This window comes from Prochlorococcus marinus CUG1417 (genome assembly GCF_017695975.1).
In the GTDB taxonomy this organism is placed as follows: domain Bacteria; phylum Cyanobacteriota; class Cyanobacteriia; order PCC-6307; family Cyanobiaceae; genus Prochlorococcus_A; species Prochlorococcus_A marinus_AG.
In genome coordinates this window covers 494,332-513,410 of record NZ_JAAORN010000001.1, presented here as the reverse complement: position 1 = coordinate 513,410, position 19,079 = coordinate 494,332, and the positions used below count along the sequence as shown (strand labels likewise).

General features: G+C 32.7%; 21 protein-coding genes. 8 read left to right on the top strand and 13 right to left on the bottom strand.

The genetic code is table 11. The features are described 5' to 3' along the window. Positions 1-6 precede the first annotated feature (6 nt). The 3 genes from HA140_RS02900 to psaM form a co-directional block, all read right to left on the bottom strand. On the bottom strand, positions 7-1,011 hold the full coding sequence (locus tag HA140_RS02900; protein WP_209039652.1) for a protochlorophyllide reductase: 1,005 nt from the start codon (positions 1,009-1,011) through the stop codon (positions 7-9). Between the two features lie 54 nt (positions 1,012-1,065). After that, the gene (locus HA140_RS02895; protein WP_209039651.1) at positions 1,066-1,413 is read right to left on the bottom strand and encodes a hypothetical protein; all 348 of its coding nucleotides are present in this window, start codon (positions 1,411-1,413) and stop codon (positions 1,066-1,068) included. An 88-nt stretch (positions 1,414-1,501) separates the two neighbouring features. Beyond that, positions 1,502-1,606, bottom strand: a complete 105-nt coding sequence (gene psaM / locus HA140_RS02890; RefSeq protein WP_209039650.1) for a photosystem I reaction center subunit XII — start codon at positions 1,604-1,606, stop codon at positions 1,502-1,504. Between the two features lie 102 nt (positions 1,607-1,708). Here psaM and HA140_RS02885 point away from each other — a divergent pair, with 102 nt between their 5' ends. After that, positions 1,709-2,437: a lipoyl protein ligase domain-containing protein gene (locus tag HA140_RS02885; RefSeq protein ID WP_209039649.1), complete on the top strand. Its 729-nt coding sequence runs from the start codon at positions 1,709-1,711 to the stop codon at positions 2,435-2,437. A 22-nt stretch (positions 2,438-2,459) separates the two neighbouring features. Here HA140_RS02885 and HA140_RS02880 read toward each other — a convergent pair whose 3' ends face one another. After that, complete coding sequence (locus HA140_RS02880) at positions 2,460-3,683, bottom strand: site-2 protease family protein (protein ID WP_209039648.1); 1,224 nt, start codon at positions 3,681-3,683, stop codon at positions 2,460-2,462. 55 nt (positions 3,684-3,738) lie between these two features. Here HA140_RS02880 and HA140_RS02875 point away from each other — a divergent pair, with 55 nt between their 5' ends. Next, a complete protein-coding gene (locus HA140_RS02875) occupies positions 3,739-4,395 on the top strand; it encodes a phosphoribosylanthranilate isomerase (protein ID WP_209039647.1) in 657 nt (218 codons plus the stop codon). Here HA140_RS02875 and folE read toward each other — a convergent pair. The 6 genes from folE to HA140_RS02845 all read right to left on the bottom strand — a co-directional run bounded on the left by folE (position 4,392) and on the right by HA140_RS02845 (position 9,789). Beyond that, positions 4,392-5,132, bottom strand: a complete 741-nt coding sequence (folE, locus tag HA140_RS02870) for a GTP cyclohydrolase I (RefSeq protein WP_209039646.1) — start codon at positions 5,130-5,132, stop codon at positions 4,392-4,394. The two genes, HA140_RS02875 and folE, sit on opposite strands and share 4 nt — an antisense overlap. A 153-nt stretch (positions 5,133-5,285) precedes the next feature. Beyond that, complete coding sequence (locus tag HA140_RS02865) at positions 5,286-6,020, bottom strand: SDR family oxidoreductase (protein WP_209039645.1); 735 nt, start codon at positions 6,018-6,020, stop codon at positions 5,286-5,288. Beyond that, complete coding sequence (locus HA140_RS02860; RefSeq protein WP_025887807.1) at positions 5,995-7,002, bottom strand: acetyl-CoA carboxylase carboxyltransferase subunit alpha; 1,008 nt, start codon at positions 7,000-7,002, stop codon at positions 5,995-5,997. The genes HA140_RS02865 and HA140_RS02860 overlap by 26 nt, the downstream gene beginning before the upstream one ends. A 3-nt stretch (positions 7,003-7,005) precedes the next feature. Continuing rightward, on the bottom strand, positions 7,006-8,046 hold the full coding sequence (locus tag HA140_RS02855) for a long-chain acyl-[acyl-carrier-protein] reductase (RefSeq protein ID WP_011862552.1): 1,041 nt from the start codon (positions 8,044-8,046) through the stop codon (positions 7,006-7,008). 108 nt (positions 8,047-8,154) lie between these two features. Beyond that, positions 8,155-8,883, bottom strand: coding sequence for an aldehyde oxygenase (deformylating) (locus HA140_RS02850; protein ID WP_209039644.1), 729 nt, complete (start codon positions 8,881-8,883; stop codon positions 8,155-8,157). A gap of 111 nt (positions 8,884-8,994) precedes the next feature. Next, positions 8,995-9,789 carry a creatininase family protein gene (locus tag HA140_RS02845; protein ID WP_209039643.1) on the bottom strand — a complete coding sequence of 265 codons (795 nt, stop codon included), beginning with the start codon at positions 9,787-9,789 and terminating at the stop codon, positions 8,995-8,997. A gap of 66 nt (positions 9,790-9,855) precedes the next feature. On the opposite strand from HA140_RS02845, the gene HA140_RS02840 reads away from it, so the two are divergent. Genes HA140_RS02840 through pgeF form a run of 3 tightly spaced genes read left to right on the top strand, consistent with a single transcriptional unit; the run spans position 9,856 to position 12,765 of the window. Beyond that, a complete protein-coding gene (locus HA140_RS02840) occupies positions 9,856-11,058 on the top strand; it encodes a S1 RNA-binding domain-containing protein (RefSeq protein ID WP_209039642.1) in 1,203 nt (400 codons plus the stop codon). Continuing rightward, positions 11,055-11,960, top strand: coding sequence for a Tab2 family RNA-binding protein (locus tag HA140_RS02835; protein WP_209039641.1), 906 nt, complete (start codon positions 11,055-11,057; stop codon positions 11,958-11,960). Before HA140_RS02840 ends, HA140_RS02835 begins: the two co-directional genes overlap by 4 nt. 22 nt (positions 11,961-11,982) lie before the next feature. Then, on the top strand, positions 11,983-12,765 hold the full coding sequence (gene pgeF, locus HA140_RS02830) for a peptidoglycan editing factor PgeF (protein WP_308788989.1): 783 nt from the start codon (positions 11,983-11,985) through the stop codon (positions 12,763-12,765). A gap of 7 nt (positions 12,766-12,772) precedes the next feature. Here pgeF and HA140_RS02825 read toward each other — a convergent pair whose 3' ends face one another. The 3 genes from HA140_RS02825 to hemH all read right to left on the bottom strand — a co-directional run bounded on the left by HA140_RS02825 (position 12,773) and on the right by hemH (position 16,267). Further along, entirely contained in the window at positions 12,773-13,123 is a 351-nt protein-coding gene (locus HA140_RS02825) for a hypothetical protein (protein ID WP_209039640.1), read from the bottom strand. A 67-nt stretch (positions 13,124-13,190) separates the two neighbouring features. Then, entirely contained in the window at positions 13,191-14,954 is a 1,764-nt protein-coding gene (gene ilvB, locus HA140_RS02820; protein WP_209039639.1) for a biosynthetic-type acetolactate synthase large subunit, read from the bottom strand. A 137-nt stretch (positions 14,955-15,091) separates the two neighbouring features. Continuing rightward, complete coding sequence (gene hemH, locus HA140_RS02815; RefSeq protein WP_209039638.1) at positions 15,092-16,267, bottom strand: ferrochelatase; 1,176 nt, start codon at positions 16,265-16,267, stop codon at positions 15,092-15,094. Positions 16,268-16,332: 65 nt separating this feature from the next. Between hemH and HA140_RS02810 the strand changes: the two genes are divergently transcribed. The 3 genes from HA140_RS02810 (at position 16,333) to pyrH (ending at position 19,059) form a co-directional block, all read left to right on the top strand. Next, on the top strand, positions 16,333-17,502 hold the full coding sequence (locus HA140_RS02810; protein ID WP_209039637.1) for a site-specific integrase: 1,170 nt from the start codon (positions 16,333-16,335) through the stop codon (positions 17,500-17,502). Positions 17,503-17,535: 33 nt separating this feature from the next. After that, positions 17,536-18,228 (top strand): cob(I)yrinic acid a,c-diamide adenosyltransferase, encoded by a 693-nt coding sequence (gene cobO / locus HA140_RS02805; protein WP_209039636.1) that lies wholly within the window; start codon positions 17,536-17,538, stop codon positions 18,226-18,228. A 126-nt stretch (positions 18,229-18,354) separates the two neighbouring features. Beyond that, on the top strand, positions 18,355-19,059 hold the full coding sequence (pyrH, locus tag HA140_RS02800) for a UMP kinase (protein ID WP_209039635.1): 705 nt from the start codon (positions 18,355-18,357) through the stop codon (positions 19,057-19,059). Positions 19,060-19,079: the final 20 nt, after the last annotated feature.

The window sequence follows — 19,079 nt, the reverse complement described above, 5'->3', positions numbered from 1 at the left end:
TCTAAATCAATCTAATCCAACCAATTGGCTTGTTAGATCATAAGTTTGTTGAGAGGTCTTCGTATCAATTATTCTTTTTGACAACCTTTGAGAAAAAGCTTTTCTACCAGTTTTTTGACGATTTCCCCAGCTCCAATGGACTGATGGTTTAGCAAATTCTTTATAAGTTGCCACCTGAGCGACCCTCTCTCCTGCCAATCTTTGTGAAACATATCCTTTTGTTATGAATTTTTGAAATATAGGGAAAAGGAATCTAAATAACCAAGGTGTATCTCTAAAAAGTTTTGTATCAGCAACACAGCCAGGATATAGAGAATTTACAATAATCTTCTCAGCAGGATATCTTTTTGATAATTCCTGAACGGTCACCATATTGCAAAGTTTACTATCCTTATAAGCCTTACCAGGTTTGAATTTCTTTCCATTCGCCATACTTATTGGAGATAAAAAACCATTTTTGAATCCAGATAAATCTCCCAAATCAGCTGGGGCAGGGATTGGGATCCTTCCGCCAAGTTCTGAATAATTAGCCGTAACTGTCCCTAAGACTGTGATTCTTGGCTTAAATACAATTGATTTGCCATTTAAAAAAATTTCTCTTTCAGAAGATAAAATATTTTCTATGAGAAGATTTATCATGAGAAAATGCCCAAAATGATTTACTGCCATAGAGTTTTCATACCCCTGAGGAGACCTTTCAGGTCTCTTTAGTCTCGGTTTGTAAACTGCCGCATTACAAATCAGAGAATTTATTGGCTTTTTAAATCTTCCTAATATTTCATTGCAACCTTTTCTCACGTCATCCAAGTTAGAAAGATCTATTTCTATAAAGTGAACATTTTTAACTTCGTCTTTTGTCAAGGATTGCTCAGCTATTTTTATAGCTCTTTTATTTGATCGATTAACAGCTATAACCTCCCATCCAAATCTTAATAGAGGTTTTAGAGTATTTAATCCAACTCCTGAAGTTGTTCCTGTTATTAGGACTAAACCCTTAATGTTCTTACTCACTAGCAAAAAAGTTAATAGAAAAATGAAAAGTAGAATGATTCAAGATCATCCTTATCAACGCCATATTACTCTGATAATGTCCCGAGAAATCATTTGATCCTGATCCTTCATAAATCTTTGCTCACCTTCAGAAGAGAATAAATCATCAAACTTATTTGTTAAAACATTAAATCTATATTTTTCGTATGAAAATGAGTCTTCAATTTCCCTTAATCTGGTCAACCTTACTTTGGAGCTATAGCCAAGTTTAATCAGGCTTATTATTGCTAAAAGGGAAAAGCAGATTTTTATAATTAAATAAATTAAAGATACAAAATTATCTCCTTTCTGTTGTCTTTTTATAAATACAGAACCTAAGTATTTTTTGTAAAGAATACTATTTTTATAAAAAGATTTTGACAAATTAAGTTCTTGATATTTTTACTGAATAAATCAATTCAGTTTTACTATATTATTAACTTAAAATTTTAAATTTTCTAATAAACTTTTATTAACTCCTACCTAAACTAATTCCTAGTCTTAATGCTAAAACTCCTGCATGCATAACAACTATGAGGCTTAATGCAATAAGATTTATTGTTTGAGTTGGCTCCATGGTAAAAAAAAATATTTTCTATATTCTCCACCGAAAAGTAGAGTTTTTAAACACTATTACAAAATGATGTTACGTAATTAACAAATTGAAAGAAAAAATTTATTGAAAATTATCATAAATAAACTTACAAAGTTAATTTTGGAAATAGAAAATCAAGCTTTAATTTTTTCGACAAATAATTTACCTGGATTTGATCAAATGGCTTTAGATTTAAATTCTTTAGATCAGACAATTTCGAATCCTGAAATAATTCTCACGTTAAGGTTCTACTATTGGACTGGGGATTGGCTTTCAATTGGCTATCACCAAAAGGAAATTCCCCCTCATTGGGAAACTTTATTATCAAATGGGGAAATTAATATTGTTAGGCGTCCCTCTGGAGGGGGTGCTGTTCTGCATTCCGGAGGCATAACATATGCATTAACTTTTAAAAAAACTTACTATAAAGTCTTAAGTTATGAAATGGTTAATAATTGGTTAATTAAAAGTTTTAGAGAGTTAGGTCTAAACTTGCAATATGGTAATTTACGAAAATCAAGCATTAAAACAAATTGTTTTGGAACTTCATTAATTTCTGATTTAGTTGATCAAGATGGGTTTAAGAGAATAGGTAGTGCCCAATTTCGTAAAAAAAGTGCATTCCTTCAACATGGAGAGATTCAAACAAACCCTTCAAAAGATTTGTGGTTCAAATTATTCAAAGAAGAAGCTCCACCAAAAGTTAATTTAAAACTAACAAATGATGAAATAGTTGAACATTTGAGAAATTCATTCCTGAAAAACAAATCAAATATAAATTTCAAAAATATTGCTTTTGATTATAAAAAATAAAAAATTTTAATGACAAGAATTATTAAAGATCTCCTTTCTGCTTCATTGAATTAATTATTCTTGGCAATTCAATTCCTAAGGGATAATGATTTTTAAAGTTTAGTTTGTTAACAATCTCTGAAGGCAAATTAAAACCTAATTTATGCAATACAAAGGTTCCAATTTTTGACCTATCAATTATCCCCAAAGGGATATCTACAGCATTCAGAACCAATAAAAAACCTTCATTTGTTTCTTCAAGTCTTTCTATAGTTCGCCATAATTTCTCGTTATAAGATACACTTTCAAAATTATCGATTGGTTTCTTGAAATCCCCTACCAAGTTCCTTTCCCATTTTTTTAAGGAAACAGTTTTTAAAATATTCTCGTCAACAAAACCCGTCCATCTACCATTATTCGTAACAAAAAAATATTTATCCGATACATCCTTTTTATTTTTTATTAATGTATTAAATTGTGAGAAGTTTGAATCGTATTCAATTTTCCTCAAAGGCTTCAATTTGATATCAGAAACTTTATTAAATTTAACTATGTTTTCAATTTTAAAAAATTGACTTTCAGATTTTGAAGAATTAACTCCAAACAAGCCCAAAAAAGAGAGAATAAAGCCAAAGTAAAAGTTAAATCTAAATAAAGAAACTATCCCAATAAATAAAACAAAAAAAGATAACAATAAATTTACTTTATTGAGGAAATTTCTTCCTTTATTTTTACTCCCTGTGAAATGCCAAATAATACTTTTTAATAAATTCCCCCCATCTAAAGAACCAATTGGAATCAAATTTAAGAAACCTAAGAACAAATTAAATATACCTACTCTAGAAATTACATTTACTGCTATTTGTTCTTGAGATACACTGTTATTACTAATTAAAAGTAGGATAGACGCTGTAGCGAAGCATAAAAGAGGTCTAACAATTGCAATTTTTATATTACCTAAAGCAGTTTGACAATGCTTATCTATTTGTAAAATTGCCCCTAGAAAATAAAAAGTAATTTTTTTTATTTTTACACCCTGATTAAGTGAAACAAAAGTATGAAAAACTTCATGAAAAATAATTGAAGATAATAAGAAAAAAGAAGTTAAAAATCCTATAACCCAAGAATCTTTAATACTATAAATATCACCTGAAGTTAAATTAACCTGATTACTTATACTCCATGAGAATAAAAAGAAAATAACAAACCAATAAGGATGAACTTTAAAGGGAATTCCCCATATTTTAAAAATTTGCCAACTTCTCAAAAATAATCTCCGCTATATTTAGCAATAATATTATTTTTACATATAGGCTAATTATATGCCCAAGAGTAATACCTTAATTAAAATTTGTGGCCTAACTTCAGAAGAACAAGCTCTTCAAGTCGCAAAATTAGGAGCGCATGCTATTGGTATTATTTCAGTGGAGGAGTCGCCAAGATATATATCAGCTGAAATTAAGAAAAATATTTTTACAACCTTAGAAAAGTTGTATCCAAAAATCGAAAGGGTATCAGTTGTCCAAAATTGTCCAATAGATTTAATTATTAAAAATTTCTTAGGAAACCCAAGTGAAACTATCATTCAATTACATGGAGATGAAGATATTGATTATTGCAAAAAAATAAGGGAAAAAATTCCAAATATCGGTCTATGGAAGGCTTTCAGAATAAAAACGGAAAAGGACATAGATAAAATAAAACCTTTTGAGGATTACGTAGATGCGATACTGCTTGATTCTTGGAATAGAGAAACTTATGGAGGTTCAGGGAAAAAAATAAATTCTATTTATCTAAAGAATTTGCAATTTAGCAAACCGTGGTGGTTAGCCGGTGGAATATCAATTGAATGGATTGATGAAATCCTCACTAACTTCAAACCAGATGGATTAGATATTTCAAGTAGTATTGAAATATCACCAGGTTTAAAAGATATAAAAAAAACTGAGGATCTTTTTAAGTTTTTAAAAAGAAATTAGTAATTATTAGTAGCAGACTGCTGTTTTACAAGCTCAAAAAATTCTTGTTTTAAACTTAAATCGTGTCTAAAATCACCTCTTACCACAGAATTTATCATACTGGTATTTGGTTCTTTGACTCCCCTCCACTTCATACAATAATGTTGGGCCTTCACAATAATACCTAGACCTTTAGGTTCACACAATTTTTCAATTTCATCTGCAAGGATCATTACAGCTTCTTCCTGAATATGAGGTCTTGAAAAAACCCAATCAGCAACCCTAGCAAATTTTGAAAGTCCTATGACTTTATTTCCAGGTTTAATACCTATCCAACACTCTCCAAGAATTGGAACTAGGTGATGTGAACATGCAGATCTGACGGAAATTGGGCCAACTGTATAAATTTCATCAAGATTTTTGTCATTAGGGAAACTTGTAACTTTAGGTTGTTCATGATATCTGCCTTTGAAAACTTCATTTAAATACATTTTTGAAACTCTTTCAGCAGTTTCTTGAGTATTATGATCATTTTCAACATCTATTACTAGGGAATTAAGTAAGTCTTTTACTCTTGAAGCTACTTCTTTTTCTAAAATTTCTAGTTCACCAGGATTTATAAATTCAGAAATATTATCATTAGCACTAAATCTTTTCCCAGAATTCTTAATTCTATCTCTTATAATTTCAGAAATTAGTTTATTAGTAATCTGGTCGTCAAAGTTTCTAATATTATCGTTGGGTAATGTAGAGGTCATAAAATTTTAAACAGAAAATTGTATGCAACTTAATTAACTGTATCTTCCAAAAGCTTAATTGCTCATATACTATATCACATTCTCTTGTTCAATCGGGTCCTAATAGTACTAAAAAAAATCACTATTTTAAGATAAATCAGATAAACATAATGTTTAAAAGGCTCCGCCAGAAGGCATCAAAGTCAAGTCTTCAATCAACTGTGATTGAGGTTTATTAGCCATGTAGAGAATAGTTTCTGATACCTCTTTTGAGGAGAGCATAGAAGTTCTATCAAAATCAGAATTGATTGATTCAGAGTCCCAAAGAGGAGTATTGACTGAACCAAGAGTTATGGTGCAGGCTCTTATTGAATTAGATCTCTCCTCCTCCCTCAAACATTTAGTAAACATAGCTAATGCAGATTTTGAAACACAATAAGCTCCCCATTGGGGGAATGCATTATAAGAGGCATGACTACTAACATTAATAACTAAACCGCCATTTTTTCTCATTTGAGGAATTATTGAACTACAAATTTGAAAAACACTTGTCAGGTTTATTTGAATAGTTTGTTCCCATTGACCTAATTCCATTTCGACTAAGGGGCTATTAAATGCGCAACCGGCATTATTTATCAGTACTGAAGGGCATCCATATTTTTCAATTGCCTCTTTAACACAATGCTCTATTTCTAGGGCATTAGATAAATCACATTTTACGAGGTTAATTTTTGATTTTGTGGTCAACAGTTCGCTCTTTAGTTTCTCCATTAAATCCATACTCCTGGAGAGTAAAATTAAATCCCAGCCAGCATTGGCAAAAGTAATTGCCGTAGATTTACCTATACCTTTCGTAGCACCCGTTATAAAAGCTAGTTTCAAATTATTCAGTTTTTTGGGGGATTTCACTATAAATCTCTTCAATATTATTTGCTTCGATAAATTTACCTAAAACCCTGAACTTTTTGTATCTTTCCTCAATTAATTGGTCTTCAGGCATTTGAAGTAGAGCATTCAGGTGTTTCTCAATAGCCTCTTTTAGTGTATTTCCAGCATCTAAAGGAGCCCAATTATTCCCTCCAGAAGGTTCTGGTAAAACTTCATCTATAATACCTAATTTAAGTAAATCTTTGCCTGTAATTTTAAGTGCTGATGCTGCTTCTGGTGCCTTTGCAGCATCTCTCCATAAAATTGATGCACATGCTTCTGGACTAGCAACCGTGTAAACACTGTGTTCAAACATTAGTAACCTATCGGCGACACCTATTCCAAGTGCGCCTCCTGAACCTCCTTCTCCAATGACAGTAGCAACAATTGGAACTTTCAATCCAAACATCTCTCGAAGGTTTCTAGCAATTGCTTCACCTTGACCTTGTTCTTCAGCTTTTAAACCAGCATAAGCTCCAGGAGTATCAATAAATGTAAGAATTGGCAAAGCGAATCTATTTGCATGCTGCATTAATCTAAGAGCTTTTCTGTAACCTCCCGGTTTTGCCATCCCAAAGTTTCTTACTACATTTTCTTTTGTATCCCTTCCTTTTTGATGCCCTAACATCAGCACTGGTCTATTATTTATCGAACCTATCCCCCCAATTAATGCCATATCATCGCCACCATTTCTGTCTCCATGTAATTCGATCCAGTCATCACAAAACATTTGAACAAAATCCAAAGTACTTGGTCTTTGAGGATGTCTAGCTACCTGAATCTTTTGAGCAGGCGTGAGAGATTTAAATATTTCTTCTCTTCTTCTAGCAGCTAAGGTTTCAAGCTGTAGAAGCTGTTGACTAACATCTACCTCTGAATCTCGAGCTAATTCTTTAATTTGCTCTATCTGCTTCTCAAGTTCAACAAGAGGCTTTTCAAAATCAAGAAGGTAACGTTTAGCCATGATTTAGACAGTTAATACTTTAGGCTGCTTATCAAGTCCAATTGCGGAAAAACCATGTTTTAAAGAAGCGGCTCCAATAAATTCCATCTTTTCAAGGGAAATGTTATTTCTTCCCCAACTAAAGTTTGTATGACACTTTTCAAATTCTAAAATCATAGCTTCTGCAAAGCAAGCAAACATCTCTCGCTGAGGGTTTTGCATTTCCGCAAGTTCCATCATATTCCAACCAATATCATTGAAAAACTCTACTATACCTCCTTTTAAAACATAAATATTTTCACCTTGAAATTTCTCATCAAGATTTTTTGGGTATCCACCATCAATCATTAAACATGGTTTTTTTAAGTTATCAGTATCAATTTCAATAGTTTTAGGCATACTTGCAACCCACACAACAATGTCCGCCTGAGGCAGTGCCTCATCCAAACTTGTTATGGTGCCACCATCTAATTCTTTTTGTAACAGCGCTAGAGGTTCTTGTTGTCTTGCCACCATAAGAAGTTCTGAAATCCCAGTTTTATTGATAAGCCACCTACAAACAGCGCTACCAATATCACCTGTAGCACCAATCACAGCAACAGTTGCTTTTTTAAGGTCTATCCCAATGCGAGGAGCATTTATTTCTAGCTGCTTACAAATAACCCAAGCGGTATGAGTATTACCAGTAGTGAACCTTTCCCACTCTAATGAAGTATTTCTAATTTGTTTATGCTGTAGAAGATTAAAATTCTCAAAAATAATAGAAGTAAATCCTCCTAAAGCTGTAATATTAATTCCTTTTTTCTGAGCTAGTTCCATAGCATTTAGTACTTTTCTTCTAGCGGTTTTAAACCTAGAAAGCATTTCAGGAACAAAGCAAGAATCTATATAAGAACCTTCAATAGATATTCCAGTTGCACTTTTAACTTCTACATTTTCAACAAGCTGAGGAGGAGCAGTACACCAAACATCCAAGTCGCCATCAGCAATATGATCAAAGCCTAGCATCGAAGCTTTTCTTTTTGCATCTTCAAAACTAGTTGAGTGGCCTATTAACCCAAACATTTAAAATTTATAAATGGTTTCTATACGATGTTATGAAGAATAGCACAGAGGTAACTACTTAAATAGGTTTGATTAATTATTAAAAGCCTTAATTAATTACAAATTTAATTAGACGATAGCTGCCATAGCCATTCTTGCGATTTCTCTATTATCTAGACCTATTTCCATCAATGTATCTTGATAAGCAATCATAAATTCTTCCATTAATTCTTCTCTATCCATAGCTAAAACTGATGCGTCATCTGCAACTTCATCTAACATCTTTTTAATTAATGGAAGATTAACCTTATTAGCTTCCATTAATTCCTCTTTACAAGTTGATAGATTCTCTTTAAGCCACTCTTGACCGTAATTTAAATGAAGATATTCATCTTTAACCACTCCCTCTGTTATTTTTTTTGCAAAAGGATCCGCAACTCTTATGTATACGTTATAAGCAGAAATTGCAAATGCTTCAATTAAGATAGCTTGTATTAAAAGACATGTAGTTAAATTTCCTTTTTCAAGAGCAACTTGAAAATTGCCATGTAATTTAGAAAAGAATTTTTTAGCAAAATCCATATCAGCTACTACACCTAAATTTCTTCCGCATGCAGTAAAGCCTTTTTTATGCTTCATTTCCATTCTCGCCAATTTAGTTAATTCCTCTAACTCATTTGGAATTAAAGTTGCTATTGAAATGTAATTATCATGAGCCTCTTGCTCTCCCTCTATAACAATTGCATTTATTCTGCTGTATGCATCCTTGTAAGAATCTGTAGTGAAGTCGGGTAAATCTAAAGAAATCGGATTAATCGATTCTTCAATAGTTTTTTTACTTGATTCTAGAGTTTGCATGTCAGTAATCTTTAGCTCATTATGCATGAATATTACACGATTATAGAGAGTTTATTTAAATATCATGAAAATAGTTTCAATTGTTAAGTCACATTTTTTACTTAAACTTATTTAAGAATTGTTTGGCCAATCTGATTGCATCAGATTCATAATCAATTTGAACCAATGATTAATCAATAATTCCTTTAAATTTTTTCCTAAAGACTCATTTGCTCCTCTACTATCTCCAATAACACCTGATTTACTGAAGTCGTCAGTAAGCCAAGCAGTAGGCGCATTCCCTTCTAGACTCCAGCCTTCTGGAATTTGTCCTTTCATGCCCTCATTTGGGCGTTCATCACCTACTAATTCTGGCTTCAAAGCGAGCATCAAACTTGTTTCAGCTAAAGAAGCATGAAGCCCATCCTGGATTTCAGTTTTTGTTAACAATTCACTTAATCCAATAACACCACTCCATAAGAAACAAGGGAAAACTGCCATCTCGGGTGCGAAACTCCTTAGCTCTCTTGCAGCTGTATTTAGTAGTGAAATTTGACCGCCATGTCCATTAATCAATATCAATCTTTTAAAACCCATTTCAGATAACTGACCTCCAACTTCTTTAATCATTAATGTTATTAAATTTGAGGTCAGTGAAATTGTCCCGGCAAAACCCTTATGTTCCGGAGAAAAACCAATATATTGAGTGGGCAGTTTTTTTAATGGAATATCGGCAGGGAGTAATTTAAAAACTTCACTAATAATTTCATCAACAAAAATACTATCTGTAGCAAGAGGCAAATGCGGCCCATGTTGCTCAACAGCTCCGAATGGCCAAATCACTGTTGATCTTTTGTTTTTTGCAACACTCTCAACTTCTTGCCAATTTAAGTATTCAAATTTATTAGGTATTGGTTTAAAGTTCATTAATTTTAATTTTGAGTACTAACATTTAGAGTATGTTAATAATTAATTATCCTTATTTTACCTACGATGGGAGTCAGTAATAAAAATGCCCAAGATAATATCCAACCAAAGGGCAATAAAAAACCTCTTCAGGTACTTCGCATAAGCAAGAGAGATACTCAAAAAAAGTCTCAAGAAAAAGATAATAAACAAACCAATTTGCAAGAAGAAATTAAAAAAGAGAATATCGCAATCAAACCTCAAATAATTAAAGATGATCCAGTAAAAGAAATTGTGGACAGTAATGAAAACAATGAGGCTTCTGATATTTCTCAACAAGACCTAAATAGACCCCTTAATTTTTCTGAGCAAAACACAGATTTTCAATTAGAAAGAACAGTTGATGAATTCGATTTTGACGAAAATGCTTTTTTGGAGGCTTTAAATGCAAATGAGCCAATTGGGGCCACAGGAGAAACAATTACAGGGAAGGTTATAGCAGTCGAAAGTGATGGACTATATGTTGACATTGGTGGGAAAGCGCCTGGTTATATGCCCAAAAAAGAGTGTGGTTTGGGCGTCATAACTAACTTTAAAGAAAAGTTTTCTATAGGTCTTGAAATGGAAGTTTTGGTTATTAAAGAACAAAATGCTGATGGGATGGTAACTGTGAGCGCTAGGGCATTAATTCTCAGACAAAGTTGGGAAAAAGTATCAAGTTCTGCAAAAAATGGAGAATTAATTGACGTTTTAATTAATGGATTTAATAGAGGTGGGCTTACATGTGATGTGGATGGATTGAGAGGATTCATCCCAAGATCCCAGCTTGAAGATGGTCAAGATTATCAATCTTTTGTGGGAAAAACTCTAAAAGTAGCATTTCTTGAGGTGAATCCAGAGTCCAGAAAATTAGTTCTCTCTGAAAAGAAAGCATCATTAGTTTCTAAACTTACAAGTCTAGAAGTAGGTCAATTAATTGAAGGAGAAGTTTTAGCTGTAAAACCATATGGCTTTTTTATTGAATTAGGTGGAGCTAGTGGACTTCTACATCAATCCTCATTAACAAATGGATCGATTCGTTCTTTAAGAGAAGTTTTTAGAGAAGGGGAAATTATAAAAGCTTTAATATCTGAAATTGACCTCGAAAAAGGTCGCATTGGTCTCAATACAGCACTCCTAGAAAACTCAGCGGGAGAATTAATTATTGATAAGCAAAAAGTTATGCAAGAAGCCACAGAGAGAGCACTAAAAACTAAAGCCCTCTTCGACAAAAAAGAACAAGATAAATGAACATCAATAAAAAAATGGAGTCAAGTCTTAAATTAAAAATTTCAGATTGGGAATTAGACTTTTACTCAAGACCAATTATTGAATCAAATGGAAAAAAAAGGTGGGAGTTAATTATTTGCTCTACAAAGAATTTTAAGACAGAAGATATTTTTCTTTGGAATAAAAAATGTCCTGCCAATGAAGTTAATTCAGTATGGCTTACAAAGGCACTAAATGAAGCAATAAGTGAAGCAAAAAAACAAGGGTGGGCGAAACCTTCAATAGTTCGATTCTGGAGGTCTTCAATGAAATCGATCATTAAGAAATCTCTAGAGGCCGTAAGTATTGATGCTCTTGTAAGTAGGAGAACTTACGATTTATTCGATAGAATCGAATTTCTCGAAAAAGATATTTATCCAAATGAAAAAGGTTATGTAAGAGGTGTATTAGCTCCTACTTTTACTTCAAAAATGGAAACCCCTCCTCAACCTTTACCAGAAGCAGTGAGAGGTGATGCTTTAACTATCTCTGAAATATCAATTGGCGAATTAAAATCAGCACAAAATTGGCCTATGGAATTTGGAGATATTTTCCCAATTAATCAAGATTTAGATGATAATTATTTAGTACCAGGATTAAGACTTTTTAGCAAAGATAGATCATTAGCACTTTCTGCATGGTTCAGTTGCTTAGAACCTATTAAATTAGTCATCAATAAGAACCAACTCATACTTGAAGCATCAGAAAACGATAAGTGGCTCGTTACAGATTTGCCAGAAAAAGATGCAAACATATTGAGCACAAAGTTTTTAGAGAATAAAAAAAATTCTTTTGGTTATCAATTTATTGCCATACAGTCAACGCCATATATCGAAAAATTTGCAGGATTCTGGATCTTGAGAGATATTGAATTAATTTCATAAATTAAGTTTAGGAGCGGGAACTATATCTTATAAAGAAATAAATTTCTCAAAAGCTGAAATTTTTATTCAAAACAAGAAATTTGAGTATTATTCATCACCTATCCTGAGTGATAATAATTTCAAACATGCATACTTTACGAAGTCTAGCTCTGAGAAATTTCTGCAATTATTAGGGAATCACTTTAATGAAAATTATATAAATTGTGTTTCCAATCAAATTCACAGTGATGTGATAGTGTTTGGATCACATTCGCAAGAAGGGAATAAGACTGATGCAGATTGTCTTTTCGGTAATAAATACAATCAAAACTTATGGGTTTATACCGCTGATTGCATGCCAATATTTTTTGCAGATAAAAGGACAAGAAATGTTGCAGCCTTGCATTGTGGAAGAAAGGGTTTAGAAAAAAAAATAATAAAAAATCTTGTTAAAATTTTCGATAATTTTGGGACATCTAAAGATGACTTACTTGTTGCGATAGGGCCAGCGATTTCAGAGGAACATTATCTAGTTGATAAATTGACACTCAAGGAATTTTATAGAAAGGCAGAAAACATAAACATAAAAATCAATTTAACTAAAACTGAAAAAGATCTTTGTTTTAGTGATTCAAATCACTTCAAAGAGCAATACTTAAATCAACTTAATCTTAAAAGATCTGCCTATAGACAACTTGTAAATGAAAATATCCCTAATACAAATATAAACATCTCCAATTTATGCACATACAAATTAAAAAATGAATTTAATTCCTGGAGAAGGAGCAAAACAATCTCGAGGCAATGGAATTTTATCTGTTCATAGAGCCAAGTTAACTTGAACAAATTTTACTAGTTAACTCTTTAGCGACTAATAATTCTGTCATCTCCTTAGTACCTTTAATATTAAAAACTTTTGCTAACAAAACATTCTCTTTGAAACCAAAAGGTTTTATTTTCACTTTGCTTCCCCTTGGAAATTCACTCTTAAGTAAATTAGTTGCTTTAAGCTCATCATTTTCATTTACGTCTACACAAAATAATCCAATAGTTAAATTCCTATTTTGGTCCCCCACCAAAATAGTATTTGAACTTTTAATTTGAAGGATTTCAGCCGAGTTAACTATTACAGGATTTAGAACAATAAAGCAGATAATAATAAAAATTTTTGATAATTTTTTCAATTCAGTAATATCTAAGTTTTTAAATTATCTTAAAGTTAATTTTTTAAAATGACGAATTTAAAACAAATTAATCTTCACAATTAACATATCCAACCATTTGAGCATTACTTTTACCTGGAGGAACCATTGGATAACAATTTTCACCTCTTCTTACAAGGATATTAATCAAGGCAGGGCCATCATGTTCAAGCGCATTTTTAAATTCATTCTGCAAATGTTTTCTTTCAGAAATTAAGTAACCTTTAACTCCAAAAGATTCCGCAAGTTTCACAAAATCAGGTTCACCGCAGCTCATATCTGATGAGGAATATCTTTCATCGTAGAAACTCTCCTGCCATTGTCTTACCATCCCTTGCCAGCGATTATTTATGATGACCAACTTTACTTTTAATCCATATTGAGATAATGTTCCTAATTCTTGAATATTCATTAAGACACTTGCATCTCCTGCGATACAAATAACATTTGAATTAGGTAAGGCAGCCTTTACTCCAATTGCCGCTGGTAATCCAAAACCCATAGTTCCTAATCCTGCACTACTAATCCATTTTCTTGGAGAATTTCTAAGGTATTGAGCAGCCCACATCTGATGCTGTCCAACGTCTGTAGTTATATAAGCTTCAGGTGAAAGTTCCCTTACTTTTAAAAGAACTTCCTGAGGATAAATTTCTCCTTTCTCAGGTGGCTCATACAAAGGGTGTTTATTTTTCCAAAAATCTATTTTTTCTAACCAGTTCTTAGTCTTAAAAGCAAATTTGCTATTGAGAGATTTTTCATTAATTTTGCGAACAGCTTTTGAAACATCAGATACAATTGCAACATCTACACGCCTATTTTTATTAACTTCTGCTGGATCAATATCTATATGAATGACCTTAGCATTAGGAGCAAAAGTATCTAATTTTCCTGTCACCCTATCATCAAATCTAGCTCCAATAGCTACTAGAAGATCACATTCTGTAACTGCAAAGTTTGCGTAAGCAGTTCCATGCATACCTAACATTCCAACCGATAAGTTATCTTTTTCATCAAAAGCACCCTTTCCCATTAATGTTGTAGTTACTGGTATTTGATAATTCTTAGCCAATATTCTTATTTCATCATGAGCTCCTGAAGATATTGCCCCACCACCGACATAAAGAAGAGGTCTTTCAGACCCTTCTATCAATTTAATCGCTTTTTTGATATCACAATTATTTATATCGCCATTTCTTTTAAATCCCTTAGGAATAATCTCACCGGGTAAAACTCTTTGGTAATTAAAGAATTCTTGACCTACATCCTTGGGTATATCAATTAACACAGGGCCAGGTCTACCAGAAGAGGCAATAAAAAAAGCTTCTGAAACAACCTTTGCGATGTCTGCAGGATCTCTTATTACCCATGAGTGTTTAACAATTGGAAGAGTTATACCAAAAATATCAGTTTCTTGGAAAGCATCAGTCCCAATAGCAGGTCTTGGAACTTGACCTGTAACAACTACAAGAGGGACTGAATCCATTTGAGCAGTTGCTATTCCAGTAACCAAATTTGTTGCACCTGGCCCTGAAGTCCCAAAACATACTCCTACTTCACCCGTAGATCTTGCATATCCATCAGCCGCATGAGAACCTCCTTGTTCATGTCTAACCATATAGTGCTTTAACCAACCATCCTGTTCTGCTTTATGAACTGCGTCATATATTGGTAGTATGGCTCCTCCAGGATATCCAAATATAACTTTTACCCCATGAATTTTCAGAGAATCCATTAGTGCATCTGCACCAGTTATCCAAACTGGGTTTTCATTTTTTGAACTACCTTTTGAAAAGGATCTCGAAGTAAGAGTCACTAAAGAAATTCAATAATTACTATAAATATTAAACTTAATCAAAAACTTTTGCCTCATTTAGAAATGTAATGTCAGAAACTAATTCAAAAATCTTTCAATAAATTCAAATTTTTTCAAGGTAAATTATAAGTTGATCTTTATAAAATTCCTAGCCTATGTAACGGACCAGAACCAGAAATAAGTTCTATAAAAAGTATGAGGAAAACTATCATGGCAACTCTTCCATTCCAAACCTCAGAACTATTATTCCAACCCCATTGCCATTTCTCTTGAGGGTAAAGTTTAACTTTTTCAGGCAACTGTGAAGCCTCTTCAATATTAACTAGAGGCCCTTCTAAACAAGAAACTACTAGATCACTAAGACCCTCAATAAAAGTAGGATGAGTATTTAAAGCCTTAACCCTACGAAAGTTTACTATTCCAGCTTTTTCAGCAATTTCTTTATATTCAATATCAATTTCTTGCAATGTTTCAATATGCTCCCCAACAAAACTTATGGGTACCACAATCAGATCATTAACTTTGGAACTTCCCAGGTCCTCTAACACTTCTTCTGTGTAAGGCTTCAACCATTCAACTGGGCCAACTCTACTTTGATAAGAAAGTGTATAAGAGTTGCTATGACCTAAATATTTTTCTAACTCATTTATTATTAATAAAGAACAATCTTCAATTTGTTGTTTATATGGGTCTCCTGCTTCCTCTACGTAACTCTTAGGAACTCCATGTGCAGTAAAAAATATATGAGCTTCAGAAGGTGATTCACAAAGTGAAATTTGCTCTGAAATCAATTCAACCATTGATTTTAAGTAACCTGATTGACTGAACCAACTTCTTATACATCTCATCGGGATTTTCTTAAAATCACTATCTGAATCTCGTAATTTTTTTAATTCCCTGAAGCTTGAACCACTTGTACTGATTGAAAAATGTGGATACAAAGGTAGTACTACAATTTGATCGATACCATCTGCTTTCATATCAGCTATTGCTGATTCTGTAAAAGGATGCCAATACCTCATGGCAATATAGGTAGTAGCATTCAACCCTTTATCTCTTAATTTAGATTGCAATTCTCTTGCTTGTTGTTCAGTTATTCTTCTTATAGGAGATCCACCACCTATAGAAAGGTAAGCCTGTTGAGAAGTAGTACTTCTAAGCGTACTAATTAACCAAGCCAAAGGCTTTTGGAAAGCAGGGAAAGGGGTCCTGATTATCTCTGGATCAGAAAAAAGATTGTATAAGAATGGACCTACATCATTAATACGTTCAGGCCCTCCTAAGTTCATTAGTAAGACGCCTACTTTATCCATTTAAAATTTATGGAGATTGAAAATCAACATTAAAAACGTCATTATAAGTTCAATTATATAAATAAATGAACGTAATTCAGGAAATAAATAATATCAATGATAAATTTGCTACTCAAGGGAGCAAACTAAGAATTGAAAAAAGGGGGGGGAAATTAAATATACGAGGTTCACTTCCTTTAAAAGAAGATAAGAATAACTTTAAAATTCAAAGAATATCTCTTGGTTTAAAAGCTGATATTTCTGGATTAGAGGAGGCTAAGAAAAAATTACAATTAATCAATTTGCAACTGGAATTAAATCAATTTGACTGGATTAATTGGATAGTTAACCCAAGTAAAAAGGGGGGGAAAAATGACTTTGAATTTCCAAATAGATTGAATCAATTTGAAGAATTCTTTTTTAAAGAAAGCAAAAGTGAATATTTAAGCAGTACTAGAAAAACTACTTGGAGAAGTTCTTACAAACCTTATCTGAAAAGAGTCCTTAATATTTATAGTGAATATGGCAGTGAAGATTTAGAAAAAATATTTCAAAAAACACTTGAAAGTTATAAGGAAGGAAGCAGAAGTAGGAAACAATGCGCGACTTCTCTAAGTGTTTTAGCTAAGTTTTTGGAAATTAAACTTCCAGAAGATTGGAAACTAAATTCTAGAGGATATGGTTTAAATAAAGCAGGATTTAGGGATCTCCCAACAGACGAGGTAATAGAAATTATTTGGGCGAAGATACCTAATAAATCTTGGAAATTTGTTTTTGGTTTAATGGCCACATACGGATTAAGAAATCATGAAGTGTTTTTTTGCGATTTAAGTTCTTTAACAAGTTTTGGAGACAAAATTATAAGAGTTTTACCTACTACTAAAACAGGGGAACATCAAGTTTGGCCATTTCATCCTGAATGGGTAGAAAAGTTCGAATTATCAAAACTTGGTGAAAATCCAGAACTACTGCCAAATATTAACAAGGATCTAAAGATTACAACCTTACAGAAAATTGGAAAAAAAATTACAGATCAGTTTAAGCGTTACTCTTTACAAATAAAACCTTACGATCTTAGGCATGCTTGGGCAGTTAGAACAATCTTTTATGATTTACCTGATACTGTAGCTGCAAGAATGATGGGACATTCGGTTAGCCTACATACTCAAACTTATCACCACTGGATTACTAAAAGAGATCAACAACAGGCAGTTAATAATGCACTTTTAAAAGTTAAGAGATCTAAAAGTATTTAAAGATTTATAATCACTTAATAAAATTAGATTGTTATGCAAGAAGAACCTTTTCCCACTGAGAAGATATTTAGTCTTGACAGTCAAGCTAAAGAGCTTGGTATGGGAGGTAAACTATCGCCAGAGAATGATGAGAGCTCATATAAAAAAAGGATGCAACAAAGAAAAGATATTCAAGCTGAAAGACTACAAATCAGAAAAAACAAAAAAGGATTATTGATAGTTTTCACTGGGAATGGTAAAGGTAAAACAACTGCAGCTTTAGGAATGGCATTAAGGACGATAGGGCACGGTCATAAAGTTGCAATAATACAATTTATTAAAGGGGGATGGACCACTGGAGAAGAAAAAGCACTTAAGAATTTCTCTTCAGACATATCTTGGCATTCATTAGGAGAAGGATTTACTTGGGAGACGCAAGATAGAATTAGGGATGAAAAATTAGTTCAGGAAGCATGGGAACTAGCCAAAGAATATATTAAAAATGAATCTTATAAACTTATAATCCTTGATGAAGTTAATGTAGCCACAAAACTTGGCTATCTAGCTTCAGAAGAAATAATTACCTTTTTAAAAAGTTTAAATAATAGAAAAAATCATATTGTTTTAACTGGAAGAGGCGCATCTGATTTAATGATCAATTACGCTGATTTAGTTACAGAAATGAAGCTTATAAGACATCCTTTCAAAGAACAAGGAATAAAAGCACAAAAGTGCGTTGAGTTCTAATTAAAACAAATTTTAATTTAATACTCTTAAGGCAAGTTTAGAAATGTTTAAAGACGCAAGCAATATCTGAACAAAAAATAAATTTGGTACATTTACTTGCTAATGTCTTAAAAGTACAATTATTGAATGACTTACAAAAGAGTTCTCTTAAAACTTAGTGGAGAAGCACTAATGGGTGAAAAACCATATGGTATAGATCCTGCTATAGTTCAGTCAATTGCAGAGGATGTTTCAAAAGTAGTCGAAAATAATATACAACTTGCAATAGTTGTGGGTGGTGGAAACATTTTTAGAGGGCTTAAAGGATCTGCAGACGGAATGGATCGCGCGACGGCTGATTATGTTGGAATGCTGGCAACAGTAATGAACGCAATTTCACTCCAAGATGGTCTTGAGAGAGTAGGAGTTGCAACCAGAGTGCAAACAGCAATCGAAATGCAGGAAATTGCCGAACCCTACATCAGAAGAAGAGCCATGAGGCACCTAGAAAAAGGTAGAGTTGTAGTTTTCGGGGGTGGATGCGGAAATCCATTTTTTACAACTGATACTACGGCAGCTTTGAGGGCAGCAGAGATAAACGCTGAAGTTGTTATGAAGGCTACTAAAGTTGATGGAGTATACGATCGTGATCCAAATAAATTTAAAGATGCAAAAAAATATTCCTCTCTCAGTTATCAACAAGTTCTTAGTGATGAAATAGCAGTAATGGACAGTACTGCGATTGCACTTTGCAAAGATAATAATATCCCAATTATGGTTTTTGATATATTCAAAAAAGGGAACATTTCTAAAGCTGTTGCAGGTGAGTCAATAGGCTCTTTAATTAGCTAAAGATTATTTAATTTTTTAAT

Excerpts from the sequence above, each read along its gene's own strand:
- psaM (WP_209039650.1), bottom strand. The coding sequence starts at position 1,606 with ATGGAGCCAACTCAAACAATAAATCTTATTGCATTAAGCCTCATAGTT.
- HA140_RS02875 (WP_209039647.1), top strand. The coding sequence starts at position 3,739 with ATGCCCAAGAGTAATACCTTAATTAAAATTTGTGGCCTAACTTCAGAA.
- folE (WP_209039646.1), bottom strand. The coding sequence starts at position 5,132 with ATGACCTCTACATTACCCAACGATAATATTAGAAACTTTGACGACCAG.
- HA140_RS02860 (WP_025887807.1), bottom strand. The coding sequence starts at position 7,002 with ATGGCTAAACGTTACCTTCTTGATTTTGAAAAGCCTCTTGTTGAACTT.
- HA140_RS02855 (WP_011862552.1), bottom strand. The coding sequence starts at position 8,046 with ATGTTTGGGTTAATAGGCCACTCAACTAGTTTTGAAGATGCAAAAAGA.
- HA140_RS02850 (WP_209039644.1), bottom strand. The coding sequence starts at position 8,883 with ATGCAAACTCTAGAATCAAGTAAAAAAACTATTGAAGAATCGATTAAT.
- HA140_RS02845 (WP_209039643.1), bottom strand. The coding sequence starts at position 9,789 with ATGAACTTTAAACCAATACCTAATAAATTTGAATACTTAAATTGGCAA.
- HA140_RS02840 (WP_209039642.1), top strand. The coding sequence starts at position 9,856 with ATGGGAGTCAGTAATAAAAATGCCCAAGATAATATCCAACCAAAGGGC.
- HA140_RS02835 (WP_209039641.1), top strand. The coding sequence starts at position 11,055 with ATGAACATCAATAAAAAAATGGAGTCAAGTCTTAAATTAAAAATTTCA.
- hemH (WP_209039638.1), bottom strand. The coding sequence starts at position 16,267 with ATGGATAAAGTAGGCGTCTTACTAATGAACTTAGGAGGGCCTGAACGT.
- HA140_RS02810 (WP_209039637.1), top strand. The coding sequence starts at position 16,333 with ATGAACGTAATTCAGGAAATAAATAATATCAATGATAAATTTGCTACT.
- cobO (WP_209039636.1), top strand. The coding sequence starts at position 17,536 with ATGCAAGAAGAACCTTTTCCCACTGAGAAGATATTTAGTCTTGACAGT.
- pyrH (WP_209039635.1), top strand. The coding sequence starts at position 18,355 with ATGACTTACAAAAGAGTTCTCTTAAAACTTAGTGGAGAAGCACTAATG.